Annotated in this window: 25 protein-coding genes; 13 read left to right on the plus strand and 12 right to left on the minus strand. The window is 57.9% G+C overall.

The genetic code is table 11. The features are described 5' to 3' along the window. Window positions 1–112: 112 nt before the first annotated feature. On the plus strand, window positions 113–1,135 hold the full coding sequence (locus IAE48_RS08905) for an HNH endonuclease domain-containing protein (RefSeq protein WP_200134138.1): 1,023 nt from the start codon (window positions 113–115) through the stop codon (window positions 1,133–1,135). Continuing rightward, window positions 1,135–1,713 carry a bifunctional 2-polyprenyl-6-hydroxyphenol methylase/3-demethylubiquinol 3-O-methyltransferase UbiG gene (locus IAE48_RS08910; protein ID WP_200134139.1) on the plus strand — a complete coding sequence of 193 codons (579 nt, stop codon included), beginning with the start codon at window positions 1,135–1,137 and terminating at the stop codon, window positions 1,711–1,713. The genes IAE48_RS08905 and IAE48_RS08910 overlap by 1 nt, the downstream gene beginning before the upstream one ends. Here IAE48_RS08910 and IAE48_RS08915 read toward each other — a convergent pair. Continuing rightward, complete coding sequence (locus tag IAE48_RS08915) at window positions 1,710–2,162, minus strand: lysozyme (protein ID WP_200134193.1); 453 nt, start codon at window positions 2,160–2,162, stop codon at window positions 1,710–1,712. The two genes, IAE48_RS08910 and IAE48_RS08915, sit on opposite strands and share 4 nt — an antisense overlap. 248 nt (window positions 2,163–2,410) lie before the next feature. Between IAE48_RS08915 and IAE48_RS08920 the strand changes: the two genes are divergently transcribed. Further along, on the plus strand, window positions 2,411–3,430 hold the full coding sequence (locus tag IAE48_RS08920; RefSeq protein WP_042713995.1) for an NAD(P)-dependent alcohol dehydrogenase: 1,020 nt from the start codon (window positions 2,411–2,413) through the stop codon (window positions 3,428–3,430). A gap of 410 nt (window positions 3,431–3,840) precedes the next feature. Here the strand turns inward: IAE48_RS08920 and IAE48_RS08925 are convergent, their stop codons facing one another. The 5 genes from IAE48_RS08925 to IAE48_RS24070 form a co-directional block, all read right to left on the minus strand. Continuing rightward, window positions 3,841–5,478: a dihydroxyacetone kinase subunit DhaK gene (locus IAE48_RS08925; RefSeq protein WP_200134140.1), complete on the minus strand. Its 1,638-nt coding sequence runs from the start codon at window positions 5,476–5,478 to the stop codon at window positions 3,841–3,843. An 86-nt stretch (window positions 5,479–5,564) separates the two neighbouring features. Next, window positions 5,565–6,056, minus strand: a complete 492-nt coding sequence (locus IAE48_RS08930) for a hypothetical protein (RefSeq protein ID WP_200134141.1) — start codon at window positions 6,054–6,056, stop codon at window positions 5,565–5,567. A 50-nt stretch (window positions 6,057–6,106) separates the two neighbouring features. Further along, window positions 6,107–7,192, minus strand: coding sequence for an LPS export ABC transporter permease LptG (lptG, locus tag IAE48_RS08935; RefSeq protein WP_054804010.1), 1,086 nt, complete (start codon window positions 7,190–7,192; stop codon window positions 6,107–6,109). Then, window positions 7,192–8,292 (minus strand): LPS export ABC transporter permease LptF, encoded by a 1,101-nt coding sequence (gene lptF, locus IAE48_RS08940; RefSeq protein ID WP_200134142.1) that lies wholly within the window; start codon window positions 8,290–8,292, stop codon window positions 7,192–7,194. Before lptF ends, lptG begins: the two co-directional genes overlap by 1 nt. A 63-nt stretch (window positions 8,293–8,355) precedes the next feature. Then, window positions 8,356–8,406, minus strand: a complete 51-nt coding sequence (locus IAE48_RS24070) for a hypothetical protein (RefSeq protein WP_216848985.1) — start codon at window positions 8,404–8,406, stop codon at window positions 8,356–8,358. Window positions 8,407–8,559: 153 nt separating this feature from the next. Here IAE48_RS24070 and pepA point away from each other — a divergent pair, with 153 nt between their 5' ends. The 3 genes from pepA (at window position 8,560) to IAE48_RS08955 (ending at window position 13,576) form a co-directional block, all read left to right on the plus strand. Continuing rightward, entirely contained in the window at window positions 8,560–10,071 is a 1,512-nt protein-coding gene (pepA, locus tag IAE48_RS08945) for a leucyl aminopeptidase (RefSeq protein WP_023480432.1), read from the plus strand. A 206-nt stretch (window positions 10,072–10,277) separates the two neighbouring features. Beyond that, entirely contained in the window at window positions 10,278–10,721 is a 444-nt protein-coding gene (gene holC, locus IAE48_RS08950; RefSeq protein WP_023480242.1) for a DNA polymerase III subunit chi, read from the plus strand. Beyond that, window positions 10,721–13,576 (plus strand): valine--tRNA ligase, encoded by a 2,856-nt coding sequence (locus tag IAE48_RS08955; protein WP_023480471.1) that lies wholly within the window; start codon window positions 10,721–10,723, stop codon window positions 13,574–13,576. Before holC ends, IAE48_RS08955 begins: the two co-directional genes overlap by 1 nt. 279 nt (window positions 13,577–13,855) lie before the next feature. On the opposite strand, the gene IAE48_RS08960 is transcribed toward IAE48_RS08955, so the two are convergent. Beyond that, window positions 13,856–15,058 carry a YjgN family protein gene (locus IAE48_RS08960; protein ID WP_042714025.1) on the minus strand — a complete coding sequence of 401 codons (1,203 nt, stop codon included), beginning with the start codon at window positions 15,056–15,058 and terminating at the stop codon, window positions 13,856–13,858. A 191-nt stretch (window positions 15,059–15,249) separates the two neighbouring features. Here IAE48_RS08960 and IAE48_RS08965 point away from each other — a divergent pair, with 191 nt between their 5' ends. Further along, window positions 15,250–15,753, plus strand: a complete 504-nt coding sequence (locus tag IAE48_RS08965) for a GNAT family N-acetyltransferase (RefSeq protein WP_200134143.1) — start codon at window positions 15,250–15,252, stop codon at window positions 15,751–15,753. 28 nt (window positions 15,754–15,781) lie between these two features. On the opposite strand, the gene IAE48_RS08970 is transcribed toward IAE48_RS08965, so the two are convergent. From IAE48_RS08970 to rraB, 3 genes are read right to left on the minus strand one after another with little or no spacing between them, the layout of a single operon-like run. Then, window positions 15,782–16,603: a topoisomerase II gene (locus IAE48_RS08970; protein WP_233631505.1), complete on the minus strand. Its 822-nt coding sequence runs from the start codon at window positions 16,601–16,603 to the stop codon at window positions 15,782–15,784. A 20-nt stretch (window positions 16,604–16,623) separates the two neighbouring features. Next, entirely contained in the window at window positions 16,624–17,382 is a 759-nt protein-coding gene (gene miaE, locus IAE48_RS08975; RefSeq protein ID WP_042714029.1) for a tRNA isopentenyl-2-thiomethyl-A-37 hydroxylase MiaE, read from the minus strand. A gap of 46 nt (window positions 17,383–17,428) precedes the next feature. Continuing rightward, a complete protein-coding gene (gene rraB, locus IAE48_RS08980; RefSeq protein ID WP_023480438.1) occupies window positions 17,429–17,854 on the minus strand; it encodes a ribonuclease E inhibitor RraB in 426 nt (141 codons plus the stop codon). Between the two features lie 163 nt (window positions 17,855–18,017). Here rraB and argF point away from each other — a divergent pair, with 163 nt between their 5' ends. Next, the gene (argF, locus tag IAE48_RS08985; RefSeq protein ID WP_200134144.1) at window positions 18,018–19,022 is read left to right on the plus strand and encodes an ornithine carbamoyltransferase; all 1,005 of its coding nucleotides are present in this window, start codon (window positions 18,018–18,020) and stop codon (window positions 19,020–19,022) included. 35 nt (window positions 19,023–19,057) lie between these two features. On the opposite strand, the gene IAE48_RS08990 is transcribed toward argF, so the two are convergent. Beyond that, window positions 19,058–19,510 carry a YhcH/YjgK/YiaL family protein gene (locus IAE48_RS08990; RefSeq protein WP_200134145.1) on the minus strand — a complete coding sequence of 151 codons (453 nt, stop codon included), beginning with the start codon at window positions 19,508–19,510 and terminating at the stop codon, window positions 19,058–19,060. 240 nt (window positions 19,511–19,750) lie between these two features. Between IAE48_RS08990 and IAE48_RS08995 the strand changes: the two genes are divergently transcribed. The 4 genes from IAE48_RS08995 (at window position 19,751) to ridA (ending at window position 21,762) form a co-directional block, all read left to right on the plus strand. Continuing rightward, window positions 19,751–19,897 carry a pyrBI operon leader peptide gene (locus IAE48_RS08995; RefSeq protein ID WP_187291244.1) on the plus strand — a complete coding sequence of 49 codons (147 nt, stop codon included), beginning with the start codon at window positions 19,751–19,753 and terminating at the stop codon, window positions 19,895–19,897. Further along, the gene (gene pyrB, locus IAE48_RS09000; protein WP_042714036.1) at window positions 19,890–20,825 is read left to right on the plus strand and encodes an aspartate carbamoyltransferase; all 936 of its coding nucleotides are present in this window, start codon (window positions 19,890–19,892) and stop codon (window positions 20,823–20,825) included. The genes IAE48_RS08995 and pyrB overlap by 8 nt, the downstream gene beginning before the upstream one ends. Window positions 20,826–20,838: 13 nt before the next feature. Continuing rightward, complete coding sequence (gene pyrI / locus IAE48_RS09005; RefSeq protein WP_023480436.1) at window positions 20,839–21,300, plus strand: aspartate carbamoyltransferase regulatory subunit; 462 nt, start codon at window positions 20,839–20,841, stop codon at window positions 21,298–21,300. A gap of 75 nt (window positions 21,301–21,375) precedes the next feature. Further along, on the plus strand, window positions 21,376–21,762 hold the full coding sequence (gene ridA, locus IAE48_RS09010; protein ID WP_023480382.1) for a 2-iminobutanoate/2-iminopropanoate deaminase: 387 nt from the start codon (window positions 21,376–21,378) through the stop codon (window positions 21,760–21,762). A 381-nt stretch (window positions 21,763–22,143) separates the two neighbouring features. On the opposite strand, the gene mgtA is transcribed toward ridA, so the two are convergent. Beyond that, window positions 22,144–24,852 carry a magnesium-translocating P-type ATPase gene (gene mgtA / locus IAE48_RS09015; protein WP_200134146.1) on the minus strand — a complete coding sequence of 903 codons (2,709 nt, stop codon included), beginning with the start codon at window positions 24,850–24,852 and terminating at the stop codon, window positions 22,144–22,146. Window positions 24,853–25,222: 370 nt separating this feature from the next. Between mgtA and treR the strand changes: the two genes are divergently transcribed. Then, entirely contained in the window at window positions 25,223–26,167 is a 945-nt protein-coding gene (treR, locus tag IAE48_RS09020) for a trehalose operon repressor TreR (RefSeq protein ID WP_200134147.1), read from the plus strand. Window positions 26,168–26,306: the final 139 nt, after the last annotated feature.

The raw sequence follows: 26,306 nt of genomic DNA on the forward strand, positions 1-26,306 counted from the left end.
CCCTCTCCTCCCCTCATAAATTCACCAAACCAATTGTTGGGTGATTTACATCGCTGCGCATTTGTTATGTGATCACGTAACATTCACCGGTAATCCATTACCAGGAAAACCTATGCGTTTTTACCAGGTCGATCCCACACTGGAAAACTACTGGCGGGGAGTGATCCTCTTTGGCAACAACTTCGCGACCTATAAGTTCGCGCTGGCGCATGCGCTGTACGATATCGATCGCAGCAATACATTCATCTCCTTGCAGGATCTGGCGATCCCCTTTAGCCAGCATATCTGTGCGCACCTGAAAAACGCACCAAAGCAGATCCTCAACACCAGCAAACCCGGCCCGTTTATCACCGCCTGCTTGCAGTTTAATCGGGGTGAGATTAGCTACGATGAGCTGTTGCAGGTGACGGCGAAGCAGGGTTTTAAGGTGGTGCTGAAGGCGTTTCACAACGTCAACGGCGGGCCGATTGAGAAGCAGTTTTTTATTGATGAGCAGCGCGAAGGCAAAGGCATTCGACTGACGGATGATTTTTACCGCCTGGCGCAGACGCCGCAGTTCCAGAACCTGGTCCATGAGACGGACGCGCGCTGGACGCTGGTCGAAAAGGCCTGGGAGATGAACCTGCCGCCGCAGTTGCTGGATGTTCACTATGATGACCAGCAGCAAACGCTTTTTACCCAGCTTAAAAGCGCGCGCATCACGCTGACCAGTTGCCGGAACAGCCTCAATGGTTACCAGAAAGGGCACTGTTTTTACTGCCATGCGCCGATAAGTCTCGAAAGCAGCGATCCGTTATTAGCCGATGTCGATCACTTTATCCCGTTGATGGCGCGCGCAGGGCTGCCGGGCGTCAACCTGAACGGCGTCTGGAACCTGGTGCTGGCCTGCCAGAGTTGCAACCGTGGCGCGCAGGGTAAGTTCGCCCAGTTGCCGACCTTGCAGTTGCTGGAGCGCCTGCATGCCCGTAATGAGTATCTTATTAATAGCCGCCTGCCGCTGCATGAGGCGATTATCAACCAGACCGGTAACAGTGAACCGAAGCGCAGAGCCTTCCTGAATGACCGCTGGAACAGGGCGCTGGCTTCACAGCTGAAAACCTGGGCTCCAGAGAGAGAACAACAGCGAGTGCTCTGATGACGATGAATTACTACCAGAATCATGCGCAAACCTTCTTCGACGGCACGGTCGATCTCGATATGTCGCCGCTGTACGCCGACTTTATGGCGCACTTGCCGGAACGGGCGTGCGTGCTGGATGCAGGATGCGGCTCCGGGCGCGATGCGCTGGCCTTTGCCCGCAAAGGTTACAACGTGGAAGCGTTCGACGCCTCTGCCGAACTGGTGGCGCTGGCGCGTCACTACAGCGGGCTGCCGGTCAAGGAGATGACCTTCGACCAGTTGAATGAAACGCAGAAGTATAACGGGATCTGGTGCTGCGCCTCGCTCCTGCACGTCCCGTATAACGAATTACCTGCGGTGATAAACACCCTGGCGCGCGCGCTGAAACCCGGCGGCGTCTGGTATCTGTCGTTTAAATATGGCGATAGCGAGCGCGAACTGGCGGGCCGCCGTTTTAGCGATATGACGGAGTCCCGACTGACCGCGCTGCTGGCCACCTTGCCTGAGCTGACAATCCATAAAATGTGGATAACGCAGGATCAGCGCCCCGATCACGATGAAAGCTGGCTTAACGCGCTGGTTAACAAGCGCTAACCCGCCTGCAAAAACAGCGCCCGCTCCGCTTCGCGCCGCCGTGTCAGCCCGGGCAGCACTCTGCCGCCCGCTTTGTTCCAGCGCAGAAACTGGTCGGCGGCCTGCGTATATTCGCTTTGATTTAACAGCTTGAGCAGCGTCGAGCTCTGCAAGTTCCCGGCACCGAGGTTAAAGGTAAACGACACCAGCGCGTCGAACTGATCCTGGTCGAGATCGACCGTCACCAGCCTGTGCACGCCGCGCTCGCTCGTCTGCAAATCCTTGCGCAGCAGCGCGTCAGCCTCCGCTTCGGTAATCGGGCGGGGAAAGTTCTCGTTCGGCAGGATCAGGTGCCCGTAGCCAATGGTCCACTTGCCGACGGCATCGCGATACTTCTCCAGCCGTAGCCCTTCAAAGGATTTGATTAATGCGACGCCAGCATCGCCGGTGTGTTGCGGTTGATTCGCCATCATCGTTGCTCCTGTAGAGAGAGAATGGCGCTGAGCGTTGACTGCGCGTTGCGCCCTTATTTGAGGATGGTTCGGACACATCGTGTTGCAAAGTCGCCACGGCTTAATATGCGGATGGAAAATCCTAAAAAACGCGGCTTTCAGAGCAGTCGCTTAACGAAACGGGCGGTATGCACAGCCGCAGGCTGCCAGAGCGGCGGCAGATGCCCTACACTTCAAGCGTCTCCCTCAACATAAAGGAATCCGTGATGAGCATCATCAAAAACTACGCCGCGCCACAGGCTGGCGCCGAGCTTGAGCTTCAGGAATACGATGCAGGCCCGCTGGCGGCTGAAGATGTTGAAGTCGCCGTGGATTATTGCGGGATCTGCCACTCTGACCTGTCGATGATCGACAACGAATGGGGCTTCTCCCAGTATCCGCTGGTTGCCGGGCATGAAGTGATTGGCCACGTGGTGGCACTGGGTGACGCCGCGCAGAACAAAGGGCTGAAAGTGGGTCAGCGCGTGGGTATCGGCTGGACGGCGCACAGCTGCGGCCACTGCGACGCCTGTATCGACGGCAACCAGATCAACTGCCTGGAAGGCGCGGTGCCGACCATCCTGAACCGCGGCGGCTTCGCCGATAAAATCCGCGCCGGTTGGCAGTGGGTGATTCCCCTGCCGGACAGCATTGATATTGAAACCGCCGGTCCACTGCTGTGTGGCGGCATCACCGTCTTTAAACCGCTGCTGATGCACAACGTCACCGCTACCAGCCGCGTTGGTGTGATCGGTATTGGTGGCTTGGGTCATATCGCCATCAAACTGCTGCGCGCGATGGGCTGCGAAGTGACGGCGTTCAGCTCGAACCCGGCAAAAGAGGCGGAAGTGCGCCTGATGGGCGCGGATTATGTGGTGAACAGCCGCGATCCGGAAGCGCTGAAAGCGCGCGCGGGTCAGTATGATCTCATCATCAACACCGTTAACGTCGATCTTGACTGGCTGCCCTTCTTCGAAGCGCTGGCGCACGGCGGCCATTTCCACACCGTTGGTGCCGTAATGAAGCCGCTGGAAGTGCCGGCCTTTACGCTGATTGGCGGCGATCGCAGCGTCTCCGGTTCCGCAACCGGTACGCCGTACGAGCTGCGTAAGCTGATGAAGTTTGCCGGTCGTGCGAAGGTTGCGCCGACCATCGAGATGTTCCCGATGTCGCAGATCAACGAAGCGTTGCAGCATGTGCGCGACGGTAAAGCGCGTTATCGCGTAGTGTTGAAAGCGGATTTTTAAGCCGTTTAGCCCGGTGAGCGTCAATGCCGCCGGGCAGGTTTAACGCCGTACGGCGCGTTGTTGAGCGTGCGAGTTAAATGCCGGATGGCGCGTAAACGCTTATCCGGCCTACGCCGTTTCAGCCAGCCGCATAATCACATGCCGTTTGAGCAGAGCGCACAATCACATGCCGGATGGCGTGTGAAGGCTTACCCGACATGCGCCGTTTCAGCCAGCCGCACAATCAGATGCCGTTTGAGCAGAGTGCACCATCACGTAGGCCGGATAAGGCGAAGCCGCCATCCGGCATGCGCCGTTTCAGCCAGCCGTATAATCAGATGCCGTTTGAGCAGAGCGCACCATCACGTAGGCCGGATAAGGCGAAGCCGCCATCCGGCAACTGTGCCCGGTGAACCACCGGGCGCCTCTTCCTATTTCCCTATCGCGGCAAACACTTCGGCAATCGCTACTGCGCCGGGATCGGTCACGCCTTCAAGGTTCTCACTGTTGACGTAAGATGAACGCCCCGCGCCCGCTTTCTGCATGGTGGCGGTGCTCTCTGCCCCTTTTTTCGCGGCATCAATGGCAGCGGCTAATCCGCGATCGCGCAGGGCTTCCAGCGCCGGTTGGAGCGCATCGATCAGCGTGCGGTCGCCGAGATCCGCCCCGCCATAGTGTTTCATCTGCTTTAACCCCAGCAGCAGCACGTCAGGCAGTGGCGTGGCGTTATGCACCGCCTGGCCTGCGGCGGTAAAGAAGATCGACATCAGCACGCCGCTGGAGCCGCCCATCACCGTCGCCAGCCGCTCGCCAATCAGTTGCAGCAGTTGTGCGGTGTTGTTCAGCGGCAGCGCGTTCTGCTCCAGCAGGCGCTTAATTTCGCGTGCGCCTTCGGCAAAGGTCGAGCCGGTATCGCCATCGCCCACTTTCGCATCCAGCGCGTTAAGGCGGCTTTCCAGGTCGATCAGCGTCTGCGCAGCAGTGCCGACCAGCGCTTTTACCTGCGGGTTATCGGAAGGCTCAATCTCCAGCCCGGTGTAAACGGCTTTGTGCGGCTGGGTTTTCATCGGCGCGAAGGCGACCGGCTTCTGCCAGCCGACGGTCTGCACTTCGGCGCAAAGCGCCTGCTCAAACTCATCCGTTAAACGTAGCAGGGAAAGGGAAAAGCCTTTCATATCGAGCGAACTGACCAGCGGCGCGGGGCCAATCAGGTAGGCCAGTTGATCTTTCAGCGCCGAATGGGCCAGCTCTTTGGTCAGCAGCGCCATCTCCAGCGCCGATACGCCGCCGAGGTTGTTGATCAACACCGCCACGCGATCGTTACCCACCGCCGCGCGCAGCGGTTCAACCAGCGTATCGATCAGCGATTTGCTGTTATGGGTCTCAAGGGTACTCGCGCCCGGCTCGCCGTGAATGCCGAGGCCAAGCTCAACGTGGCCCTGCTGAATGCGCCCCTCTTCGCTGTCGCTGCCCGGCAGGTTGCAGCTCTCCATCGCCAGCCCGAGGCTGTAGACGTTGTCGCAGGCCTGCTGGGCGAGGCCGCGCACTTCGCTCAGGGATTTGCCCTGCTCTGCGGCGTAACCGGCAATTTTGTGCACCAGCGCTGTACCGGCGATGCCGCGCGGCTGTTTGTTATCAGGCAGCGCGATGTCGTCGGCGACAATCACCATCTCCACTTTCAGGCCGTAGCGTTTGGCTTTCTCGGCGGCGAGGCCGAAGTTGAGCCGGTCGCCGGTGTAGTTTTTGACAATCAGCAGGCAGCCGCGATCGCCGGTCACCGCCACAATGGCGTTCAGCACCGCGTCTACGCTCGGTGAAGCAAAGAGATCGCCGCAGACGGCGGCGGTGAGCATGCCTTTACCGACAAACCCGGCGTGGGCCGGTTCATGGCCGGAGCCGCCGCCGGAGATGACCGCCACGCGGCTTTTATCCCAGTCGGCGCGGGCGACGATGCGGATCGCCGGATCGCTCTCAAGGCGTACAAGGTTGCCGTGCGGGGCGGAGATCACCAGCCCTTCGATGGCGTCGTTGACCAGCTGTTTGCGGTCGTTGAAAAAGAATCTGGACATAATCTTCCGGGAGTGTAGTGAAACATCCCTCAAGCATAGCCCGCACCGGGCGCAGCGGGGCAAAGACCAGATTTTACTGAAAGGTATCAGGGCGTGGTGCGGCCAAAACCGGCGTGGTAACCGTGGGTGTTACGCAGCTTGTCGAGGCGGTTGCCCTGCCAGAAGGTAACGGCGATAGCCAGCAGCAGCAGGCCGCCATGCAGGTACATCGCAAGGTGGGTATCGAGGAGGAAAAACCCGGCAATCACCGGCAGCAGCGCGCTCATCCAGAGCTGATCGAGCAGGGTCTCCGCCGCGTTAAAGCGTGCCAGCACACGATCCGCCTGCGCCTCTTCGGGCGAGCCGCGGCGCACCGTACCAACGGCCTGCGCCAGCGCACCAGCACGGCAGATAAGCCACTGCACCAGCAGCAGCGCCAGCACCACCACCGCGGCTTCAAAAGCCAGCAGGGCGCTGTCGCCCGCAGCCGAGGTCAGCCACTGCCCGCTCAATACGGCCATGGTGAAAAGGGCGTTAAGGATGCCGAACAGCAGTGCGGTAGAGAAACGGAGCGCAAAGCGCCTGGCGAGGGAAAACATCGTGTGCTCCTTGCAAAAAAGAAGAGAGGCCGCAGCCTCTCTCTTGGGATTTACTGGCTCTTGCGTGACATCAGCCACAGGCTCAGCAGGAAGAACGACGCGCTTGGCAGCAGCGCCCCGACCACCGGCGGAATGCCGTAGACCAGCGTCAGCGGGCCGAAAATCTGATCCAGCACGTAGAAGACAAAGCCGAAGCTGATGCCGGTGATAACGCGCACGCCCATCGCCACGCTACGCAGCGGGCCGAAGATAAACGACAGCGCCATCAGCATCATCACCGCCACGGAGAGCGGCTGGAAGATCTTGCTCCACATATTGAGCTGGTAACGCCCGGCGTCCTGGCCACTCGATTTCAGGTACTTCACGTAGTTGTGCAGGCCGCTGATGGAGAGCGCATCGGGATCGAGCGCCACCACACCGAGCTTGTCCGGCGTCAGGTTGGTTTTCCAGGTCCCGCTCACGGTCTGCGAGCCGGTCACCTGTTTCGGGTCGGTCAGGTTAGACTCGTCGACCTGCGACAGATTCCAGATTTTGTGCTCGGCGTCGAACTTCGCCGACGCGGCATAGCGCACCGACTGCAAACGGCGCTCTTTATTGAACGCATAGATACTGACGCCACCCAGTTCGGTGTCGCTCTTCACGCGTTCAATGTAAACAAAGTTACTGCCATCTTTCGCCCAAAGGCCAGACTGGGTCGAGAGCAGCGAGCCGCCGTACATCGACTGCGCACGCTGGTTACGCGCCATCTGCTCGCCCTGCGGCGCAACCCACTCGCCGATCGCCATAGTCAGCAGCACCAGCGGGATCGCGGTTTTCATCACCGCCAGCGCAACCTGCATACGGGTGAAGCCAGAAGCCTGCATTACCACCAGCTCGCTGCGCTGTGCCAGCATGCCGAGGCCGAGTAGTGCGCCAAGCAGCGCCGCCATCGGGAAGAAGATCTGGATATCTTTCGGCATGCTGAGCAGGGTATAGAGACCTGCGCCAAGGGCATCGTAGCTCCCCTGCCCGGCCTTTTTCAGCTGGTCGACAAACTTGATGATGCCCGAGAGCGATACCAGCATGAACAGCGTCATCATGATGGTGGTAAAAATGGTTTTACCGATATAGCGGTCGAGAACGCCAAAAGCCTGCATTATACCGCTCCTCTACGGGTAAAACGGGCACGAACCCGGCGCATCGGCACCGTATCCCACAGGTTCAGCACCACGGCCAGCGCCAGATAGAGCAGGTTAACCGCCCACATCCAGATCATCGGGTCGAGCTTCCCTTTCGCGCCATTGGAGCGCAGGGTGGTCTGCAACAGGAAGAAGATGAGATAGAGCAGCATCGCGGGCAGCATCGAGAGCACGCGGCCCTGACGCGGGTTGACCACGCTCAGCGGAACCACCATCAGCGCCATCATCACCACGGCGAAAATCAGCGTTAAACGCCAGTGCAGCTCGGCGCTGGCGCGCGGGTTGTCAGTATTGAACAGCGTGCGCATGTTCATTTGCTCGGTATCCGTCGGATCAAGCGCCACGGCCTGATGACCAATAACGGCCTGGTAGTTCTGGAAATCGGTAATGCGGAAGTCGCGCAGCATCGCGGTGCCTTCAAAGCGCGTACCGCTGTTGAGGGTCACTACCTGCGAACCATCTTTATGCTGGGAGAGCTGCCCGGAGTCCGCCAGCACCACAGAAGGACGCGCGTTGCCTTTTGGACGCAGCTGGGCAAGAAAGACGTTGTTGAAGTTCTTACCGTCCACGCCTTCGATAAAGAGCACCGAGTTGCCGTCCGACGCCTGCTGGAACTGGCCCTGCGCCAGCGCCGCCATGCCGGGGTTGGCTTTGGCATCGGCCAGCACCTGATCCTGATGGCGCGAAGACCACGGCCCGGCCCACATCACGTTGACCGCCGCCACGACACCGGTAAACAGCGCCAGTACCAGCGCGGCTTTCACCAGCACCGCCCGGCTCAGGCCGCAGGCGTGCATCACCGTAATTTCACTTTCTGTATAAAGTTTACCCAGCGTCATCAACAGACCCAGGAAGAGGCTCAGCGGCAGGATAAGCTGCGCCATCTCTGGCACGCCAAGCCCGAGGAGAGAGAGAACGAGGTTCGTGGGGATTTCGCCGTCAGCGGCTGCGCCTAAAATCCTGACCAATTTCTGACAAAAGAAAATCAGAAGCAGGATGAATAGGATTGCAAGCTGGCTTTTCAGCGTCTCCCGCACCAGATATCTTGTGATTATCACTTTAATTACGCCCGTAAAAACCAGTCTTTTTCCTGGAAAATCGCTTGTTTCATGGCTTAAACGTCATTTATTCTCTTGAGTCGTCGAAATGATCGCTAAGATTAATATACTCAGCGGATACGTGCGTGAGACCCGATTCTGACGTGCCGAAACCGCAGTAACGTTAAGATTAACACGAAGTCACCGCAACAGCGGACCTGAGTTACGAAAGCTTGCAATTCTATCCGTAGCCGCCGCCGTTGTCTTTAAGATTCAGGAGCGTAGTGCATGGAGTTCAGTGTAAAAAGCGGTAGCCCGGAGAAACAGCGGAGTGCCTGCATCGTTGTTGGCGTCTTTGAACCGCGCCGGCTCTCTCCGATTGCCGAGCAGCTGGATAAAATCAGCGACGGTTATATCAGTGCGCTGCTGCGTCGCGGCGAACTGGAAGGCAAGCCGGGTCAAACCCTGCTGCTGCACCATGTGCCAAATGTGCTTTCCGAACGTATTTTGCTGATTGGTTGCGGAAAAGAGCGTGAATTGGATGAGCGTCAGTACAAGCAGGTCATTCAGAAAACCATAAATACGCTGAATGATACTGGCTCAATGGAAGCAGTCTGCTTCCTGACCGAACTGCACGTTAAAGGGCGCAACACCTACTGGAAAGTGCGCCAGGCCGTTGAGACGGCGAAAGAGACGCTCTACAGCTTCGATCAGCTGAAGACCACCAAAAGCGAGCCGCGTCGCCCGCTGCGTAAAATGGTCTTCAACGTGCCGACCCGTCGCGAGCTGACCAGCGGCGAACGCGCCATTCAGCATGGTCTGGCGATCTCTGCCGGTATCAAAGCGGCGAAAGATCTCGGGAATATGCCGCCAAATATCTGTAACCCGGCCTATCTCGCCTCTCACGCGCGCCAGTTGGCGGACTCCTACAGTAAAAATGTCACCACCCGCGTGATTGGCGAACAGCAGATGCGCGAGCTGGGCATGTGCTCCTATCTCGCCGTCGGCCAGGGTTCGCAGAACGAATCCCTGATGTCGGTGATCGAGTACAAAGGCAACCCGTCTGAAGACGCGCGCCCGATTGTGCTGGTCGGCAAAGGGCTGACCTTCGACTCCGGCGGTATCTCCCTCAAGCCTGGCGAAGGCATGGATGAGATGAAGTACGACATGTGCGGCGCAGCGGCAGTGTATGGCGTGATGCGCATGGTGGCTGAACTGCAACTGCCGATCAACGTTACCGGCGTGCTGGCGGGCTGTGAAAACATGCCTGGCGGACGCGCGTACCGCCCGGGCGATGTGCTCACCACCATGTCCGGTCAGACGGTTGAAGTGTTGAACACCGACGCCGAAGGCCGCCTGGTGCTGTGCGATGTGCTGACCTACGTTGAGCGCTTCGAGCCGGAAGCGGTGATCGACGTGGCGACGTTAACCGGTGCCTGCGTGATTGCGCTGGGCCACCACATTACCGGTCTGCTGTCGAACCACAATCCGCTGGCTCACGAGCTGATTGGCGCGTCTGAGCAGGCGGGCGATCGCGCGTGGCGTCTGCCGATGAGCGATGAGTATCAGGAGCAGTTAGAGTCTAATTTTGCGGATATGGCGAATATCGGCGGCCGTCCTGGTGGTGCAATCACCGCAGGCTGCTTCCTCGCGCGCTTTACCCGCAAGTACAATTGGGCGCACCTGGACATCGCCGGTACCGCGTGGCGTTCCGGTAAAGCGAAAGGCGCCACCGGGCGTCCGGTCGCCATGCTGTCGCAGTTCCTGCTCAATCGCGCCGGATTTAACGGCGAAGAGTAAGCGTCGTCCGCGCCGGATTGATTGCCGGATGGCGCTACGCTTATCCGGCCTACAACAACCTCGCGCAATGTGGATCCTTTACCCTATGGATTTCGCGTTGCATCGCGGCGGCAACTGAGCAAATCCCAGGAGCATAGATAACTATGTGACTGGGGTATGCGAAGGCAGCCAACAAAGAGGCAGCGTGAAAGACGACGGGTAAAGATATGAAAAATGCGACTTTTTATTTACTGGACAATGACACCCAACAAGATGGTTTAAGCGCCGTCGAGCAGCTGGTGTGTGAGATTGCCGCAGAACGTTGGCGTCATGGCAAGCGCGTGCTGATCGCCTGCGTCGATGAGCAGCAGGCCATTCGTCTTGATGAAGCGCTGTGGGCGCGACCGGCGGAGAGTTTTGTGCCGCACAACCTGGCCGGTGAAGGCCCGCGCGGCGGTGCGCCGGTCGAGATTGCCTGGCCGGCGAAACGTAACAGCAGCCCGCGCGACATCTTAATCAGCCTGCGCGCGGAATTTGCAGATTTTGCCACCGCTTTCACAGAAGTGATAGACTTCGTCCCTCACGAAGACTCTCTGAAACAACTGGCTCGCGAACGCTATAAAGCCTACCGCGTGGCCGGTTTTAACCTGAACACGGCAACCTGGAAATAATGGAAAAGACATACAACCCCAAAGATATCGAACAGCCGCTGTACGAGCAGTGGGAAAAGCAGGGCTATTTCAAACCGAACGGTGATGAAAGCCAGGAAAGCTTCTGCATCATGATCCCGCCGCCGAACGTCACCGGCAGTTTGCATATGGGCCACGCCTTCCAGCAGACCATCATGGACACCATGATCCGCTACCAGCGCATGCAGGGGAAAAACACCCTCTGGCAGGCCGGTACTGACCACGCGGGTATCGCCACCCAGATGGTGGTGGAGCGTAAGATTGCCGCTGAAGAGGGTAAAACCCGCCACGATTACGGCCGCGACGCCTTTATCGACAAAATCTGGCAGTGGAAAGCGGAATCCGGCGGCACCATTACCCGCCAGATGCGCCGTCTCGGCAACTCCGTGGACTGGGAGCGCGAGCGCTTCACCATGGATGAAGGCCTCTCCAATGCCGTGAAAGAGGTGTTCGTCCGTCTCTACAAAGAGGATCTGATTTACCGTGGCAAACGCCTGGTAAACTGGGACCCGAAACTGCGCACTGCGATCTCCGATCTGGAAGTGGAAAACCGCGAGTCCAAAGGCTCGATGTGGCACATCCGCTACCCGCTGGCTGACGGCGCAAAAACCGCCGACGGTAAAGATTACCTGGTGGTTGCCACTACCCGTCCGGAAACCCTGCTCGGCGATACTGGCGTCGCGGTAAACCCGGAAGATCCGCGCTACAAAGATCTGATTGGCAAATTCGTGCTGCTGCCGCTGGTTAACCGCCGCATTCCGATCGTTGGCGACGAACACGCCGATATGGAAAAAGGCACCGGCTGCGTGAAGATCACCCCGGCGCACGACTTTAACGACTACGAAGTGGGCCGTCGTCACGCCCTGCCGATGATCAACATTCTGACCTTCGACGGTGATATCCGTGAAAGCGCAGAAGTGTATGACACCAAAGGCAATGAATCCGACGTCTACGCCAGCGATATCCCGGCGGAGTTCCAGAAGCTGGAGCGCTTTGCCGCGCGTAAAGCGATCGTTGCTGCCGTTGACGCCCTTGGCCTGCTGGAAGAGATCAAACCGCACGACCTGACCGTCCCGTATGGCGATCGCGGCGGCGTGGTGATCGAACCGATGCTCACCGATCAGTGGTACGTGCGCGCCGATGTGCTGGCGAAACCGGCCGTTGAAGCGGTCGAGAACGGCGATATCCAGTTCGTGCCGAAGCAGTATGAAAACATGTACTTCTCCTGGATGCGCGACATTCAGGACTGGTGTATCTCCCGCCAGCTGTGGTGGGGCCACCGCATTCCGGCGTGGTACGACAACGACGGCAACGTCTACGTTGGCCGCAGCGAAGAGGAAGTGCGTCAGGAGAACAACCTCTCTGCGGATGTCGCGCTGCGCCAGGACGACGACGTGCTCGACACCTGGTTCTCTTCCGCGCTGTGGACCTTCTCGACCCTCGGCTGGCCGGAAAATACCGACGCGCTGCGTCAGTTCCACCCGACCAGCGTGATGGTGAGCGGCTTCGACATCATCTTCTTCTGGATCGCGCGCATGATCATGATGACCATGCACTTCATCAAAGATGAGAACGGCAAACCACAGGTGCCGTTCAAGACTGTCTATATGACCGGTCTTATCCGCGATGACGAAGGGCAGAAGATGTCGAAATCGAAAGGCAACGTTATCGATCCGCTGGATATGGTTGACGGTATTTCGCTGCCGGATCTGCTGGAAAAACGCACCGGTAACATGATGCAGCCGCAGCTGGCGGAAAAAATCCGCAAGCGCACCGAGAAGCAGTTCCCGGACGGCATTGAGCCGCATGGCACCGACGCCCTGCGTTTCACCCTCGCAGCGCTGGCCTCAACCGGCCGTGATATCAACTGGGATATGAAGCGCCTGGAAGGTTACCGTAACTTCTGTAACAAGCTGTGGAACGCCAGCCGCTTTGTGCTGATGAACACCGAAGAGCAGGATTGCGGCTTCAACGGCGGCGAAATGGTGCTGTCGCTGGCGGATCGCTGGATCCTCGCCGAGTTCAACCAGACCATCAAAGCGTACCGCGATGCGCTGGACAGCTACCGCTTCGATATTGCAGCCGGCATTCTGTATGAGTTCACCTGGAACCAGTTCTGCGACTGGTACCTGGAGCTGACCAAACCGGTGATGAACGGCGGTTCCGAAGCCGAGCTGCGCGGCACGCGCAACACGCTGGTAACGGTGCTGGAAGGTCTGCTGCGCCTGGCGCACCCGATCATTCCGTTTATCACTGAAACCATCTGGCAGCGCGTGAAAGTGCTGAAAGGCATTGATGCCGATACCATCATGCTGCAACCGTTCCCGAGCTTTGACGCCGCCCAGGTGGATGAGCAGGCCGTTGCCGATACCGAGTGGCTGAAGCAGGCGATCGTTGCGGTGCGTAATATCCGTGCCGAAATGAACATCGCGCCGGGTAAACCGCTTGAGCTGCTGCTGCGCAGCGCCAGCCCTGAAGCGCAGCGTCGTGTAAACGACAACCTGAGCTTCCTGAAGACGCTGGCGCGTCTGGAGAGCATCACGCTGCTCTCTGCCGACGAGAAAGGGCCGGTTTCGGTCACCAAGATCGTTGATGGCGCGGAGTTGCTGATCCCGATGGCCGGTCTTATCGACAAAGAGGCCGAGCTGGCGCGTCTGGCGAAAGAGGTGGCGAAGGTTGAGCAGGAGATTGGCCGCATCGAGAGCAAGCTGGGTAACGAAGGCTTTGTTGCCCGCGCGCCGGAAGCGGTGATTGCCAAAGAGCGTGAGAAGCTCGACGGCTATGCGCAGACCAAAGCGAAGCTGATTGAGCAGCAGGCGGTTATCGCCGCGCTGTAATCATCAGCACGAAAAAAAGCCGGGCATCGCGCCCGGCTTTTTTATTGGCTGCGGGATAACTCCCGCTGCTTTGTTAATTTGTAGGCCGGATAAAGCGACTCCCCTGCCCGGCTGCTTTTGTCGACCGGATAAGGCAACTCCTCTGCCCGACCGCTTTTGTAGGCCGGATAAGGCAACTCCTCTGCCCGACCGCTTTTGTAGGCCGGATAAGGCGTAGCCGCCATCCGGCACTTTTAACCGAAATCAATCACAGCCGCCATCCGGCACGTTCTACCGAACTTAAATCGCCGCCGGATAGAACGACAAACCACGCGCCAGCAGGTTGGCCGGATCTTTCGCTGGCTGCACGCCGTGATCTTCCAGCGTCAGCGCTTCCAGGTTGCCATGCACATGGGTATTTTCCAGGAGGTAACGGGTCATACGCACTTTCGCCCACGGCCACGCCAGGAACAGCGTCACCAGGCACACCGCCATATTACTGATGGCGATCCACAGCATGCGCCCAACGGTCACCGTGGAGGAGAAGCGAATATCCCCTTCCAGCGCCAGCTGGCTGTAGAGGTAAGCGCGCAGCTTCACGAAAGCAAAGGTAAAGCAGACAATCGCGCCGAGAATATAGATCAGGTAGGTGAGCATGATTTTGCCGTACATCGGGCCCATCATCATCGCCATCTGCTCAGGATCGCCCTGCAGCAAATAGGCAGACTGCATCAGTTCAATCATTGCCGGCACAATCAATACCATCACCAGCGCGATAAACGGAATAAACAGCAGCATCGACAGCAGCACAATACCGATGCATTTTTTCATCGAGAAACTGCCAGAGAATTTTAATTTGCCGTACTGCAAATTATTCGCCAGCATGCCATACCACTGCGCGGCAAATACGCCCTGCATCACGCCAATACCCAGCAATACGGCCAGCGATCCGATGATGCCTACCGTAACAATGGCGCCAATCGAACCACTGCTTGCCACCATCGTTGCGAAGATAGAGAAAATAATCCCTACGCCAACCATAATCAGCAGCGGGCAGCCCATCATCACCCACCACGCGCGCAGCGGGCTGGCGTAAAAGTTAAAGCGCACGCCGTTAATCTCGGTCATCAGCATCTGATAACGCAGACCCTGCGTAATTAACCATGGGAAGAAGAGAATAAATAAACCCATCATGCAGAGTTGCAGAATAACGTTCCCATGTACCACGTTAATAAAAAAAATCGCATACAGCGCCAGCAGGCAGAGCCAGCCAACAAAAATGGAGCTGCCGGTCGCGTGGTAAGAGAAACGCGCGCCCTCCAGCTCGGTGTTTTCGTAGAAATAACGACGCGCGCGAATTAACGCCCACGGTAAATAAATCCCCAGCGTTATTAAGGTCAGCAGAATATTGACCAGCCAAACAACGAAATAGCCTTTCCCGCTACCCTGAAAGCGGAAATGGCGCACGGGAGCCGCCACAGAAGCATGAATGTCGGAAGTCATAACAATCCTTATTGTAAAAAAGAGGTGCTAACGGAGTTAACCACAGCAATATTGCTTAAGAATTATCTCCACTGTGCAGTGTAAATACCTTACGGTCAAAAAAATAGCGCCCAATATTCCTGGTCTTGCCAGATGGGCCCTGTAGTGGTATTAACCAGGATCCCCGAAAAAGCAACAGACAGAGTGCGAAAATGAATGTAACCGCGCCGGTAGAGGTCAAAATGCGCCGCATTGCCGCGACAGATAATGCGGCTATCGCCTCGGTGATCCGTCAGGTGTCAGCCGAATATGGCCTGACGGCTGATAAAGGCTACACCGTTGCCGATCCTGAACTGGACGAGCTTTATCAGTTATATAACCGCGAAGGCTGCGCTTACTGGGTCGTTGAATTGAATGGCGAGGTGGTGGGCGGCGGCGGCGTGGCGCCATTGAAGTGCAGCGAGCCGGATATCTGTGAACTGCAAAAGATGTATTTTCTGCCCTGCGCGCGCGGCCAGGGGCTGGCGAAAAAGCTGGCGCTGATGGCGCTCGATCACGCGAAAAAAAGCGGCTTCACGCGCTGCTATTTAGAGACCACCGCCTTTTTAACCGACGCTATCGGTCTGTATGAGCATCTCGGGTTTGCGCATATCGACGGCCCGCTGGGCTGCACCGGTCACGTCGATTGCGAAGTGCGAATGTTAAAAACGCTCTAATCAAGTGCGGGCGCATCGGCCCGCACCATCACTGCTCTTCCGACGCCAGCACCAGCCGCACAATCGCGGCGGCTTTCTGCGGCGGTAGCGCCAGCACATCACCCCAAAGCTGTTGCAGCATATCGCAGACCAGCTTCTCTTTGCCGATGGCATTTTGCGGCGCATCCAGCAGTTGCAGATCCTGACCATACTTCTGCGCCATTGGCTGCACCACCGTCGCCACATCCCGCTGCGCATTGGCGCGCTCTTCGGCAGTTACCGTGTGTTTATTGGGCCCGTAAGAGGCGTTGAGCATGGCGGCTTCAGTATCCAGGCGGCGTTTTAACATCTCCGGGGAGATAAAGCGCACCGGGTTGATGCCCCCTTTTACCGCCGGATATTGAAAGCGGAAACAGGCATCATCGCTCTTCGCCTGAATTTCGGCGGCCTGCTCCATCATCACGCGCATTTCGGCGACCACCAGATCGTCCGGCGCAAACTGCAAACGCTGCATCTGCACCGCGAGGATTTGCGGCTGAATGGCGTCGATCACCTTCTGCTCATTGGCCCCCTCTTTCATCATCACCATCACCTGGGCGCGCAGTTTCGCCATCAGGGCGGGATCGTGCTCGGCGATAAACTTCCACGCCGGGATCTGCTGCACCGTCGCGTCAAACTTCTCATCCGCGGTCTGGGCTAACTTTTCGCCCTGCAAATATTTAATGTCGATCACGTTCCACAGGGCGATAAACACCACCACCAGCACGATCGCGCTTCCTTTGCTCAGCCACCCTTTTTTACGCAGCAGGCTGGCGACCACGGCGATCGCCATCCCGGCGTAGCCCGCCATCAGGATATGTGTCCAGTTCATTATTTTCCTTTGATCTCAAATCAGGCCGGTACGCCGCTGTGAAAACGGAACTCCGTATCCGGTGAGCTAATCAGCGCCGCTTCCACTTCGCCGAAATGGCGCACGCGCGGCGCAATATCGGTGGCCGAAATCTGCTGCGCCAGCGCGAGGTAATCCTGGTAGTGGCGCGCTTCGGAACGCAGGAGCGACAGGTAAAATTTTTGCAAATCCGCGTCAAGACACGGCGCAAGTGCGGCAAAGCGTTCGCAGGATCGCGCTTCGATATAAGCACCGCAAATTAATTTATCGACCAGAGTCAGCGGTTCATGAGTGCGAACTTCTTTCAGCATCCCTTTGGCATAACGGCTGGCGGTAATTTTCACATAGGGAATATTGCGGGCGAGCATCGCTTCGCGCACCTGCCAGAAGTGGTGCAGCTCCTCTTTGATCAGCAGCACCATGCTGTCGATCAGCGCCTGGCCCCAGGCATCATCAGTCTGCGGCATCACGCTCTTGCCGATCTGCTTATGCAGGGCGACAAAGTCCGGTTCCGGGCCTTCACGGAAGGCAAACTCTTCATAGGGTTTCAGCCAGGCAAGCAGCGCTTCTGAGCCGGTTTTATCGGCAACATAGCGGCGCACCAGCAGCATGGCGGTTTGTGCGGCCTTCAGTTCGCAGACCAGGTGATCCGTAAGCAGCAGCGGCAGCATCTCGGGCTGACGGGCTTTCTCTATCCAGGCGGTGGGGGTTGGGCAGTGCAGAAAAGCGCGAACCGGGGCGAGTAGTTGCGGGTAATCCATGGCATTTCCTTGCTTTGCGGCAGCGGGGCGCTGCCGCAACGTTCACTTAGTGACGGACACCGTCATCTTCTTCGTCAACGTAATCTTCGTCGTCTTCGTCGTCGCCCTCTTCGCCGTTCGGGTCTTCGTAGTAGGTGCCCCAACCGTCGTACTCAACGTCGAATTTCTCTGCCAGGTTGATCAGCTGCTCAACCTGCGCATCGATCAGATCGGCATTCAGCGCGCTTTCGCTCAGCACGTCGCAGCAGATCACCACTTCGCCCTCTTCCAGCTCCAGCTCTTCCGGCTCGGTCACTTCGTAGCCGAGTTTGAAGGCTTCAACAGCCGCTTTTTCCAGCGTTTCGAAATCATCTGCCGACAGGTGATGCTCAATGGTGTAGAGCGCATCAGGATCGCTGCCATCTTCCAGCAACTCTTCAATAATCAAACGCGTCTCTTCGCGCTGCTCTTCCAGGTGTTCCGGGTTTGCCATGGGTCGTTCCTCATCAAAGTGGCAGATACTCTTATTGTCACACACCACCGCCGTTGCCTCCACTCTTCGCCGAAAAGATTTATCCATCAGGGTTGCAAATGAATATTCATCCATATAGATTGAATTTTAATTCAATAAGTGGCGTTCGCCATGCGAGGAAAAAATGTCACCTTTTTACCAGAAACATTTTCTGAAACTGCTCGATTTTACCCCTGCTGAAATCGACGCTCTGCTGCAACTTGCCGCGCAACTCAAATCAGATAAGAAAAAAGGCCAGGAAGTCCAGAAACTTACCGGCAAAAACATCGCGCTCATCTTCGAAAAAGACTCTACCCGCACACGATGCTCTTTCGAAGTTGCCGCTTACGATCAGGGCGCTCGCGTCACCTACCTCGGCCCAAGCGGTAGTCAAATCGGGCATAAAGAGTCAATTAAAGATACCGCGCGCGTACTGGGCCGGATGTATGACGGCATTCAGTATCGCGGCTATGGCCAGGAGATTGTTGAAACCCTGGCGCGCTTCGCGGGCGTGCCGGTGTGGAACGGCTTAACCGATGAGTTTCACCCCACGCAGCTGCTGGCGGATCTGCTCACCATGCGCGAGCACCTGCCGGGCAAAGCCTTTAACCAGATGACGCTGGTTTATGCAGGCGATGCGCGTAACAACATGGGCAACTCGATGCTGGAAGCCGCCGCGCTGGTGGGCCTCGATCTACGCCTTGTAGCACCGAAAGCCTGCTGGCCGGAGTCGAGCCTGGTGGCGGAGTGCCAGGCGCAGGCGGTGAAAAACGGCGGCAATATCCTGCTGACCGAAGATGTCGCCGTCGGCGTGAAAGATGCGGACTTTATCTACACCGATGTCTGGGTGTCGATGGGCGAAGCGAAAGAGAAGTGGGCAGAGCGCATCGCCCTACTGCGTCCTTACCAGGTCAACAGCAAAATGCTGTCGCTGACCGGCAACCCGCAGGTGAAGTTTCTCCACTGTCTGCCGGCGTTTCATGACGATCAGACCGCGCTTGGCAAGCAGATGGCGCAGGAGTTCGGCCTGCACGGCGGGATGGAAGTGACGGATGAAGTGTTTGAATCGCGGGCAAGCGTGGTGTTTGATCAGGCGGAAAACCGCATGCACACCATCAAAGCGGTGATGGTCGCCACGCTCAGCGAGTAAGGCGTTTCCCCTCTCCTCGCAGAGAGGGGGAGCAATCAGGCCACCAGCAGCTTAACCACCGCTTTGCGCACCTGCGCGGGCGCGTTGACCGCGCAGAGCGGTTTATGCACTTCGCCAGGATAGAAGACGACAAAATCCCCGGCGCTCAGCACCACGGTTTTCTCCTGCTCGCCCTGCGGCAAAAAGGCGATATCTTTATCCGCCAGCCAGTCGGTATCCGGCGCGCCCGCAGGCTGCGTGCTGAAGGTCATCCCCTCTTCGCCTTTTAAAACAATCTGGATATCCAGATAGCGCGCGTGATACTCGGCGCGGCGCTCGGCAAAGGGCTGCGTCATATCTTCCGATACGAGGTAAAAGAGGCGATTGCCATCGATATCGTGTTTGCCAACCGGCGTCGCTGCGGTCACGTGCTGCTTGATATGCTCAATCGCCTGGCGCAGCTCTTCCGGCAGCCAGGGTTGTAGGTTGTGAATATTGCCAACGATCATTGCTAAACCCTCAATTAAAACAGCGTTTCATTTCCACCATTTATACGAGGATTCCCCGGCCCCTGCTACCCCTATCTGCCTGAGTTTTGCGTTAACGCATGTTTCAACGCTGGCGCGTAAGCGGCGGTTAAAACGCATTACTATTCATAGAGGACCGTTTGCACTGCGTAAAGTGTGCATCAAACGCTTGATCCGCGAAAACAGCTGCGTATAATCCGGGACAATTTGCCGGGAGGAAGCATGGTCCAGTGTGTTCGAGAGTCTCTCTTACCGCGTCTTAACAAAGGCGCAGGCCTGCCGTTTTTCGCTCCCGTGGCTTACCCCATATCCAGCCCCTCTTTTGAGGGGCTTTTTTTTGCGCCGTCGTCAGGAGATAACCATGGCTAATCCGCTATATCAGAAACATATCATTTCCATAAACGATCTCAGCCGCGAAGAACTTGAACGGGTACTCCACACGGCGGCGAGCCTGAAAGCCAACCCGCAGCCGGAGCTGCTGAAGCATAAAGTGATCGCCAGCTGCTTCTTCGAAGCCTCCACCCGCACGCGTCTATCTTTTGAAACTGCGATGCACCGCCTGGGCGCAAGCGTGGTCGGCTTCTCCGACAGCAGTAACACCTCGCTCGGCAAGAAGGGCGAAACGCTGGCGGACACTATTTCGGTGATTAGCACCTATGTCGATGCGATTGTGATGCGCCATCCGCAGGAGGGCGCGGCGCGCCTGGCGACGGAGTTCTCCGGCGGCATTCCGATCCTCAACGCGGGCGATGGTGCGAATCAGCATCCGACGCAGACGCTGCTGGATCTCTTTACCATTCAGGAGACCCAGGGTCGTCTGGAGAACCTTAATATCGCGATGGTGGGCGACCTGAAATATGGCCGTACCGTGCACTCGCTGGCGCAGGCGCTGGCGAAATTTAACGGCAACCGCTTCTACTTTATCGCCCCGGACGCGCTGGCAATGCCGCAGTACATCCTCGATATGCTGGATGAAAAAGGGATCGCCTGGAGCCTGCACGCCAGCATCGACGAGGTGATGGCCGAGGTCGATATTCTCTATATGACGCGCGTACAGAAAGAGCGCCTCGATCCGTCGGAGTATGCCAATGTCAAAGCGCAGTTTGTGCTGCGCGCCGCGGATCTTGAGGGCGCACGCAGCAATATGAAAGTGCTGCACCCGCTGCCGCGCGTCGATGAGATCACCACCGATGTCGATAAAACCCCGCACGCCTGGTACTTCCAGCAGGCCGGGAACGGTATTTACGCCCGCCAGGCGCTGCTGGCGCTGGTTCTGAATCGCGATTTGGCTCTGTAAGAGGGAAACGACAATGACGCATGACAACAAACTTCAGGTCGAAGCCATCAAACGTGGCACCGTGATTGACCATATTCCGGCGCGTATCGGCTTTAAGCTGCTGACGCTGTTCAAGCTGACGGAAACGGATCAGCGCATCACCATCGGCCTAAACCTGCCTTCCGGTGAAATGGGCCGTAAAGATCTGATTAAAATCGAGAATACCTTTCTGACCGACGAGCAGGTGAACCAGCTGGCGCTCTATGCGCCGCAGGCGACGGTGAACCGCATTGATGAGTATGAAGTGGTGGGCAAATCGCGCCCAAGCCTGCCGGAGCGCATCAGCGGCGTGCTGACCTGCCCGAACAGCAACTGCATCAGCCACGCCGAGCCGGTGTCGTCGAGTTTTGCGGTGAAAAAGCGCGAAAACGACATCGCGCTGAAGTGCAAATATTGTGAAAAAGAGTTCTCGCACCACGTGGTGCTGGCTAACTAATTGCGGCTGGTAAAGCCGGGTGCCCTCCCTATAATGGATCGGCATCCCTTTTACCGCAGATTACAGGAGTGATTTATGACTAAAGTTATCGCCACGGAAAACGCGCCAGCCGCGATTGGTCCTTATGTGCAGGCCGTCGATCTTGGCAATATGATCCTGACTTCCGGTCAGATCCCGGTCGATCCGAAAACCGGCAGCGTGCCGGATGCGATCGATGCCCAGGCGCGTCAGTCGCTGGAGAACGTGAAAGCGATCGTTGAAGCGGCAGGTTTGACCGTGGGCGACATTGTGAAAACCACCGTTTTCGTCAAAGATCTCAACGATTTCGCCACCGTTAACGCCACCTACGAAGCCTTTTTCACCGAGCATAACGCCTCCTTCCCGGCGCGCTCCTGTGTCGAAGTGGCCCGTCTGCCGAAAGATGTGAAAATCGAAATCGAAGCCATCGCCGTTCGTCGTTAATGCCTTCAGCCGCCATCAGCGCCCTTGCCTGATGGCGGCTTCGCCTTATCAGGCCTACAAAACCCATGTAACTGAAACGGCGTAGGCCGGATAAGCAAAGCGCCATCCGGCAAATAATCCGCACATCGCCCTCTGGCGCAATGCCTGATGGCGGCTTCGCCTTATCAGGCCTACAAAACCAGACCACAAACCGCATTCCCGTAGGCCGGATAAGCGAAGCGCCATCCGGCAAACAGCCCGCACATCGCCCTCCGGCGCAATGCCTGATGGCGGCTTCGCCTTATCAGGCCTACGAAACTGCGCCTTATCAGGCATGGGAAGACCATGTTGCTGAAACGGCGTAGGCCGGATAAGCGCAGCGCCATCCGGCACTTATCCGCGTTACTGCCAGCCATAGCGGCGGTAAAAGATCCCCTTCACGCACTGGGTCAAAATCATATACCCCGCCAGGATCGCCACCAGCCACGGGAAATAGCCGAGCGGCAACGCCTGTAATTGCAGGTAACCCGCCAGCGGTGAGAAGGGCAGCGCAATGCCAACGCAGATGCCCATTAGCGTCATCGCCACCAGCGGCCAGGCGGGGCGGCTCTGAATAAACGGCACGCGGCGGGTGCGGATCATATGCACAATCAGGGTTTGCGACAGCACGCCCACCACAAACCAGCCGGACTGGAACAGGGTTTGCGCCTCCACCGTATTGGCCTTAAACACCCACCACATCACGGCAAAAGTAATAATGTCGAAGATGGAGCTGATCGGCCCGAAAAAGACCATAAAACGCCCCAGATCCGCCGGGTTCCAGCGCTGCGGCTTCGCAATCTGCTCCTCGTCGACGTTATCGAATGGGATCGCCACCTGCGACACATCGTAAATCAGGTTCTGAATCAGCAAGTGCAGCGGCAGCATCGGCAAGAAGGGCAGAAACGCACTGGCCACCAGTACGCTAAAGACATTCCCGAAGTTCGAGCTGGCGGTAATTTTGATGTACTTGAGCATATTGGCAAAGGTGCGACGCCCTTCGATTACCCCCTGCTCCAGCACCATCAGGCTCTTCTCCAGCAGGATGATATCCGCCGCTTCACGGGCGATATCGACCGCGCCATCCACCGAGATACCAATATCCGCCGCCCGCAGGGCTGGCGCATCGTTAATGCCGTCGCCCATAAAGCCCACCACGTGCCCTTCGCGTTTCAGCAGGCGCACAATGCGCTCTTTGTGCATCGGCGTCAGGCGGGCAAACAGCGTCACATGCTGCGCCACGTGCGCCAACTCGTTGTCGCTCATGCGTTCGATTTCGCTGCCAATCAGCACATCGCCCACCGCTAAGCCCACTTCGTGACACACTTTGCCGGCAACCAGCTCGCTGTCGCCGGTGAGGATTTTGACGGTGATGCCGCTGGCTTTCAGCGCCTTTAACGCCGGGGCGGTGCTCTCTTTCGGCGGATCGAGAAACGCGATATAGCCTTCGAGGATCAGATCCGACTCATCAATCCGCTGATAGTCACCGCTGCGCGCAGGCAGATACTTGGTCGCCACCGCCACGACGCGCAGCCCCTGGCGGTTAAGGGTGCTGGTGACGCGCTCAATGCGCCGCAGCATGCTGTGATCCAGCGGCACAATCTCACCGTTGTAGCGCACATGGCCGCAGACGCTGAGCATCTCGCTGAGCGCGCCTTTGCAAATCAGCTGATGGGCGTCCGCCTCCTGCGCCACCACCACCGACATGCGGCGGCGCTCGAAATCAAAGGGGATCTCATCCACTTTGCGCCACTGTGTGGCGAGCGTTTGCACCATCTCCGCCTCGACGCTCTCCAGCACCGCGGTATCGAGCAGGTTTTTCAGCCCGGTCTGGTAGTGGCTGTTGAGCCACGCGCAGTGCAGCACCCGCTCGCTCACTCTCCCGCTGATGTCGGTGTGGTTCTCCAGCACGATTTTGTCCTGCGTCAGCGTGCCGGTTTTATCGGTGCAGAGAATATCCATCGCGCCAAAGTTCTGAATGGCGTCGAGGTGTTTCACAATCACTTTCTGTTTTGACAATTTCACCGCGCCGCGCGCCAGCGTCGAGGTGACAATCATCGGCAGCATCTCCGGCGTCAGCCCAACGGCGACGGAGAGAGCAAACAGCGCCGCTTCCCACCAGTCCCCTTTGGTGAAACCGTTGATCAGCAGCACGATGGGCGTCATCACCAGCATAAAGCGGATCAGCAGCAGGCTGACGCGACCGATCCCCTTCTGGAAGGCGTTCGGTTCGCTCTCCTGCTCGCCGACCCGGCTGGCGAGTTGCCCAAACCAGGTCTGGCCGCCGGTAGCAATCACCAGCGCCTGCGCGGTGCCGCTCACCACGTTAGTGCCCATAAAGCAGAGGGTATCGCACTCCAGCGGGTTGCTCTGCGCTACCTGACGGGTGATGGCGCTCTTCTCAACCGGCAGTGATTCGCCGGTCAGCGACGCCTGGGCGACAAAGAGATCCCGCGCCTGCACGATGCGCAGATCCGCCGGGATCATATCCCCGGCGGAGAGCTTGACGATATCGCCCGGCACCAGTTGATCGATCGGCAGCTCGCACCAGTCGCTCTCGCCGGTATCACTCACCACGCGCCGCACCGTCGCGGTATTGGTGACCATCGCTTTTAACGCATCCGCCGCTTTGGTCGAGCGCGCTTCCTGCAACCAGTTCAGCAAGGTGGAGATCGCCACCATCAGCGCGATCACCCCTGCGCCAAAGAGATCTTCCGAGGCATAGGAGATGATGCCGAGCACGGTGAGCAGCAGGTTGAACGGGTTACGGTAGCAGAGCCAGAGATGCACCCACCACGGCGACGGTTTCTGCGCCGGGATCAGATTCTCGCCGTGGATCTCCCGCGCCAGACGCACCTCCTGCGCGTTTAACCCCTCCGGGTGGCTGTTAAAGGTTTCCCACAGCTGCTGCTGCTCCATCAGCGCCGTTTGCAGGCAGCGTTCACTCATTGAGGGCGGGATCTCGCCCTGGGTGGCGCTACGCACGCCGGGAAGCGGATCGCGCGCCACCAGGCGGCGCGGTAAGTGGCGGTTCAGGCGAGCGAAAAGCTGCCGGGTAAATGTTTTCAGCATAGCGATGTCCTTGCCCCCGCCTCACGCGGGTGCGTTAACTACGGGCGCGACGATGCCGCACCAGCAGGTGTTAATAACTCGGGCAGGGACGAGATGACGTCGCTGCCTTACGCATCCGGTAAGGCAGCAAATGCGGGCTTACCGGAAGGGTCTTCTCCATCGGGGATGAGGGGTGGGATCGGGATCCATAGCGCCTCCGGTAAGGGTTAAAAGGGGATGATTACGCAGCGGTATCATATACCCCGAAATGTAAACCGAACGTATACGACCGCCACTCGCGGCGCCCGGGGATAAACCAGACTTTACTCATTGTTGTTATTTGCTCTGAAGTGCAACACTTTCTGACTCTGCCCAGTATCAGGAGTGCTGCATGCCAAACCGCCTGACCATTAATGACATCGCGCGTTTAAGCGGCGTGGGAAAATCGACCGTCTCGCGCGTGCTGAACAATGAAAATGGCGTCAGCCAGCAGACGCGCGAACGGGTGGCGGCGGTGGTCAATCAGCACGGCTTCTCCCCTTCCCGCTCCGCACGCGCCATGCGCGGGCAGAGTGACAAAGTGGTGGCGATTATCGTGACGCGGCTCGACTCCCGCGCCGAAAACCTGGCGGTACAAACCATGCTGCCGGCCTTTTATGAGCAGGGCTACGACCCGATCATGATGGAGAGCCGCTTTCAGCCGGAGCTGGTGGCGGAGCATTTGCAGATGCTGAGCCAGCGTAATATCGACGGCGTGGTGCTGTTCGGTTTTACCGGCATCACGCCCTGCCTGCTTGCCGCCTGGCGCGACTCGCTGGTGGTGATGGCGCGCGACGTCAGCGGCTTTTCCTCCGTCAGCTATGACGATGAGGGCGCCATAGAACTGCTGATGGCGAAGCTCTACGCAGAGGGGCACCGGCAGATCGCTTTTATTGGCGTCCCGCACAGCGATATCACCACCGGTAAGCGTCGCCACCAGGCGTATGAGACGTTTTGCCGCCAGCACAATCTGACGCCGCGCGCGGTGCTGCCCGGCCTGGGTATGCAGCCGGGTTACGATCATGTGGCTCAGGTGCTGACACCCGAGACCACGGCGCTGCTCTGCGCCAGCGACAGCCTGGCCATGGGTGCCAGCAAATATTTGCAGGAGCGGCGCATCGCGCTTCAGCTTGCCAGCGTCGGCAACACGTCCCTTATCAATTTTCTCCACCCGGAGATCCTTACCGTTGATCCGGGCTACGCCGAAGCCGGTCGTCAGGCGGCGGCGCAGCTGATCGCCCAGGTAACCGACGTTGATGCCCCACGTCAGCACGTCATTCCTGCCCGTCTGGTTTAACTTTTGCACGCTTTTTTGATGCATTTTTAATCATCATAAAAGCGTGAAATTTTATATCTCCCCTGAATGCCCCGCCCGCTGTAGCGTCAGATTTTTACTTTGTCCTGAGTCAAAAAAGACGTAAACATCTTTGATGCAA

The organism is Kosakonia sp. S57 (assembly GCF_016516575.1).
Lineage (GTDB): Bacteria > Pseudomonadota > Gammaproteobacteria > Enterobacterales > Enterobacteriaceae > Kosakonia > Kosakonia cowanii.

Coding starts and splice junctions, on each gene's coding strand:
- IAE48_RS08905 (WP_200134138.1), top strand. CDS start 113: ATGCGTTTTTACCAGGTCGATCCCACACTGGAAAACTACTGGCGGGGA.
- IAE48_RS08910 (WP_200134139.1), top strand. CDS start 1,135: ATGACGATGAATTACTACCAGAATCATGCGCAAACCTTCTTCGACGGC.
- IAE48_RS08915 (WP_200134193.1), bottom strand. CDS start 2,162: ATGGCGAATCAACCGCAACACACCGGCGATGCTGGCGTCGCATTAATC.
- IAE48_RS08920 (WP_042713995.1), top strand. CDS start 2,411: ATGAGCATCATCAAAAACTACGCCGCGCCACAGGCTGGCGCCGAGCTT.
- IAE48_RS08925 (WP_200134140.1), bottom strand. CDS start 5,478: ATGTCCAGATTCTTTTTCAACGACCGCAAACAGCTGGTCAACGACGCC.
- IAE48_RS08930 (WP_200134141.1), bottom strand. CDS start 6,056: ATGTTTTCCCTCGCCAGGCGCTTTGCGCTCCGTTTCTCTACCGCACTG.
- lptG (WP_054804010.1), bottom strand. CDS start 7,192: ATGCAGGCTTTTGGCGTTCTCGACCGCTATATCGGTAAAACCATTTTT.
- pepA (WP_023480432.1), top strand. CDS start 8,560: ATGGAGTTCAGTGTAAAAAGCGGTAGCCCGGAGAAACAGCGGAGTGCC.
- holC (WP_023480242.1), top strand. CDS start 10,278: ATGAAAAATGCGACTTTTTATTTACTGGACAATGACACCCAACAAGAT.
- IAE48_RS08955 (WP_023480471.1), top strand. CDS start 10,721: ATGGAAAAGACATACAACCCCAAAGATATCGAACAGCCGCTGTACGAG.
- IAE48_RS08960 (WP_042714025.1), bottom strand. CDS start 15,058: ATGACTTCCGACATTCATGCTTCTGTGGCGGCTCCCGTGCGCCATTTC.
- IAE48_RS08965 (WP_200134143.1), top strand. CDS start 15,250: ATGAATGTAACCGCGCCGGTAGAGGTCAAAATGCGCCGCATTGCCGCG.
- IAE48_RS08970 (WP_233631505.1), bottom strand. CDS start 16,603: ATGAACTGGACACATATCCTGATGGCGGGCTACGCCGGGATGGCGATC.
- miaE (WP_042714029.1), bottom strand. CDS start 17,382: ATGGATTACCCGCAACTACTCGCCCCGGTTCGCGCTTTTCTGCACTGC.
- rraB (WP_023480438.1), bottom strand. CDS start 17,854: ATGGCAAACCCGGAACACCTGGAAGAGCAGCGCGAAGAGACGCGTTTG.
- argF (WP_200134144.1), top strand. CDS start 18,018: ATGTCACCTTTTTACCAGAAACATTTTCTGAAACTGCTCGATTTTACC.
- IAE48_RS08990 (WP_200134145.1), bottom strand. CDS start 19,510: ATGATCGTTGGCAATATTCACAACCTACAACCCTGGCTGCCGGAAGAG.
- IAE48_RS08995 (WP_187291244.1), top strand. CDS start 19,751: ATGGTCCAGTGTGTTCGAGAGTCTCTCTTACCGCGTCTTAACAAAGGC.
- pyrB (WP_042714036.1), top strand. CDS start 19,890: ATGGCTAATCCGCTATATCAGAAACATATCATTTCCATAAACGATCTC.
- pyrI (WP_023480436.1), top strand. CDS start 20,839: ATGACGCATGACAACAAACTTCAGGTCGAAGCCATCAAACGTGGCACC.
- ridA (WP_023480382.1), top strand. CDS start 21,376: ATGACTAAAGTTATCGCCACGGAAAACGCGCCAGCCGCGATTGGTCCT.
- mgtA (WP_200134146.1), bottom strand. CDS start 24,852: ATGCTGAAAACATTTACCCGGCAGCTTTTCGCTCGCCTGAACCGCCAC.
- treR (WP_200134147.1), top strand. CDS start 25,223: ATGCCAAACCGCCTGACCATTAATGACATCGCGCGTTTAAGCGGCGTG.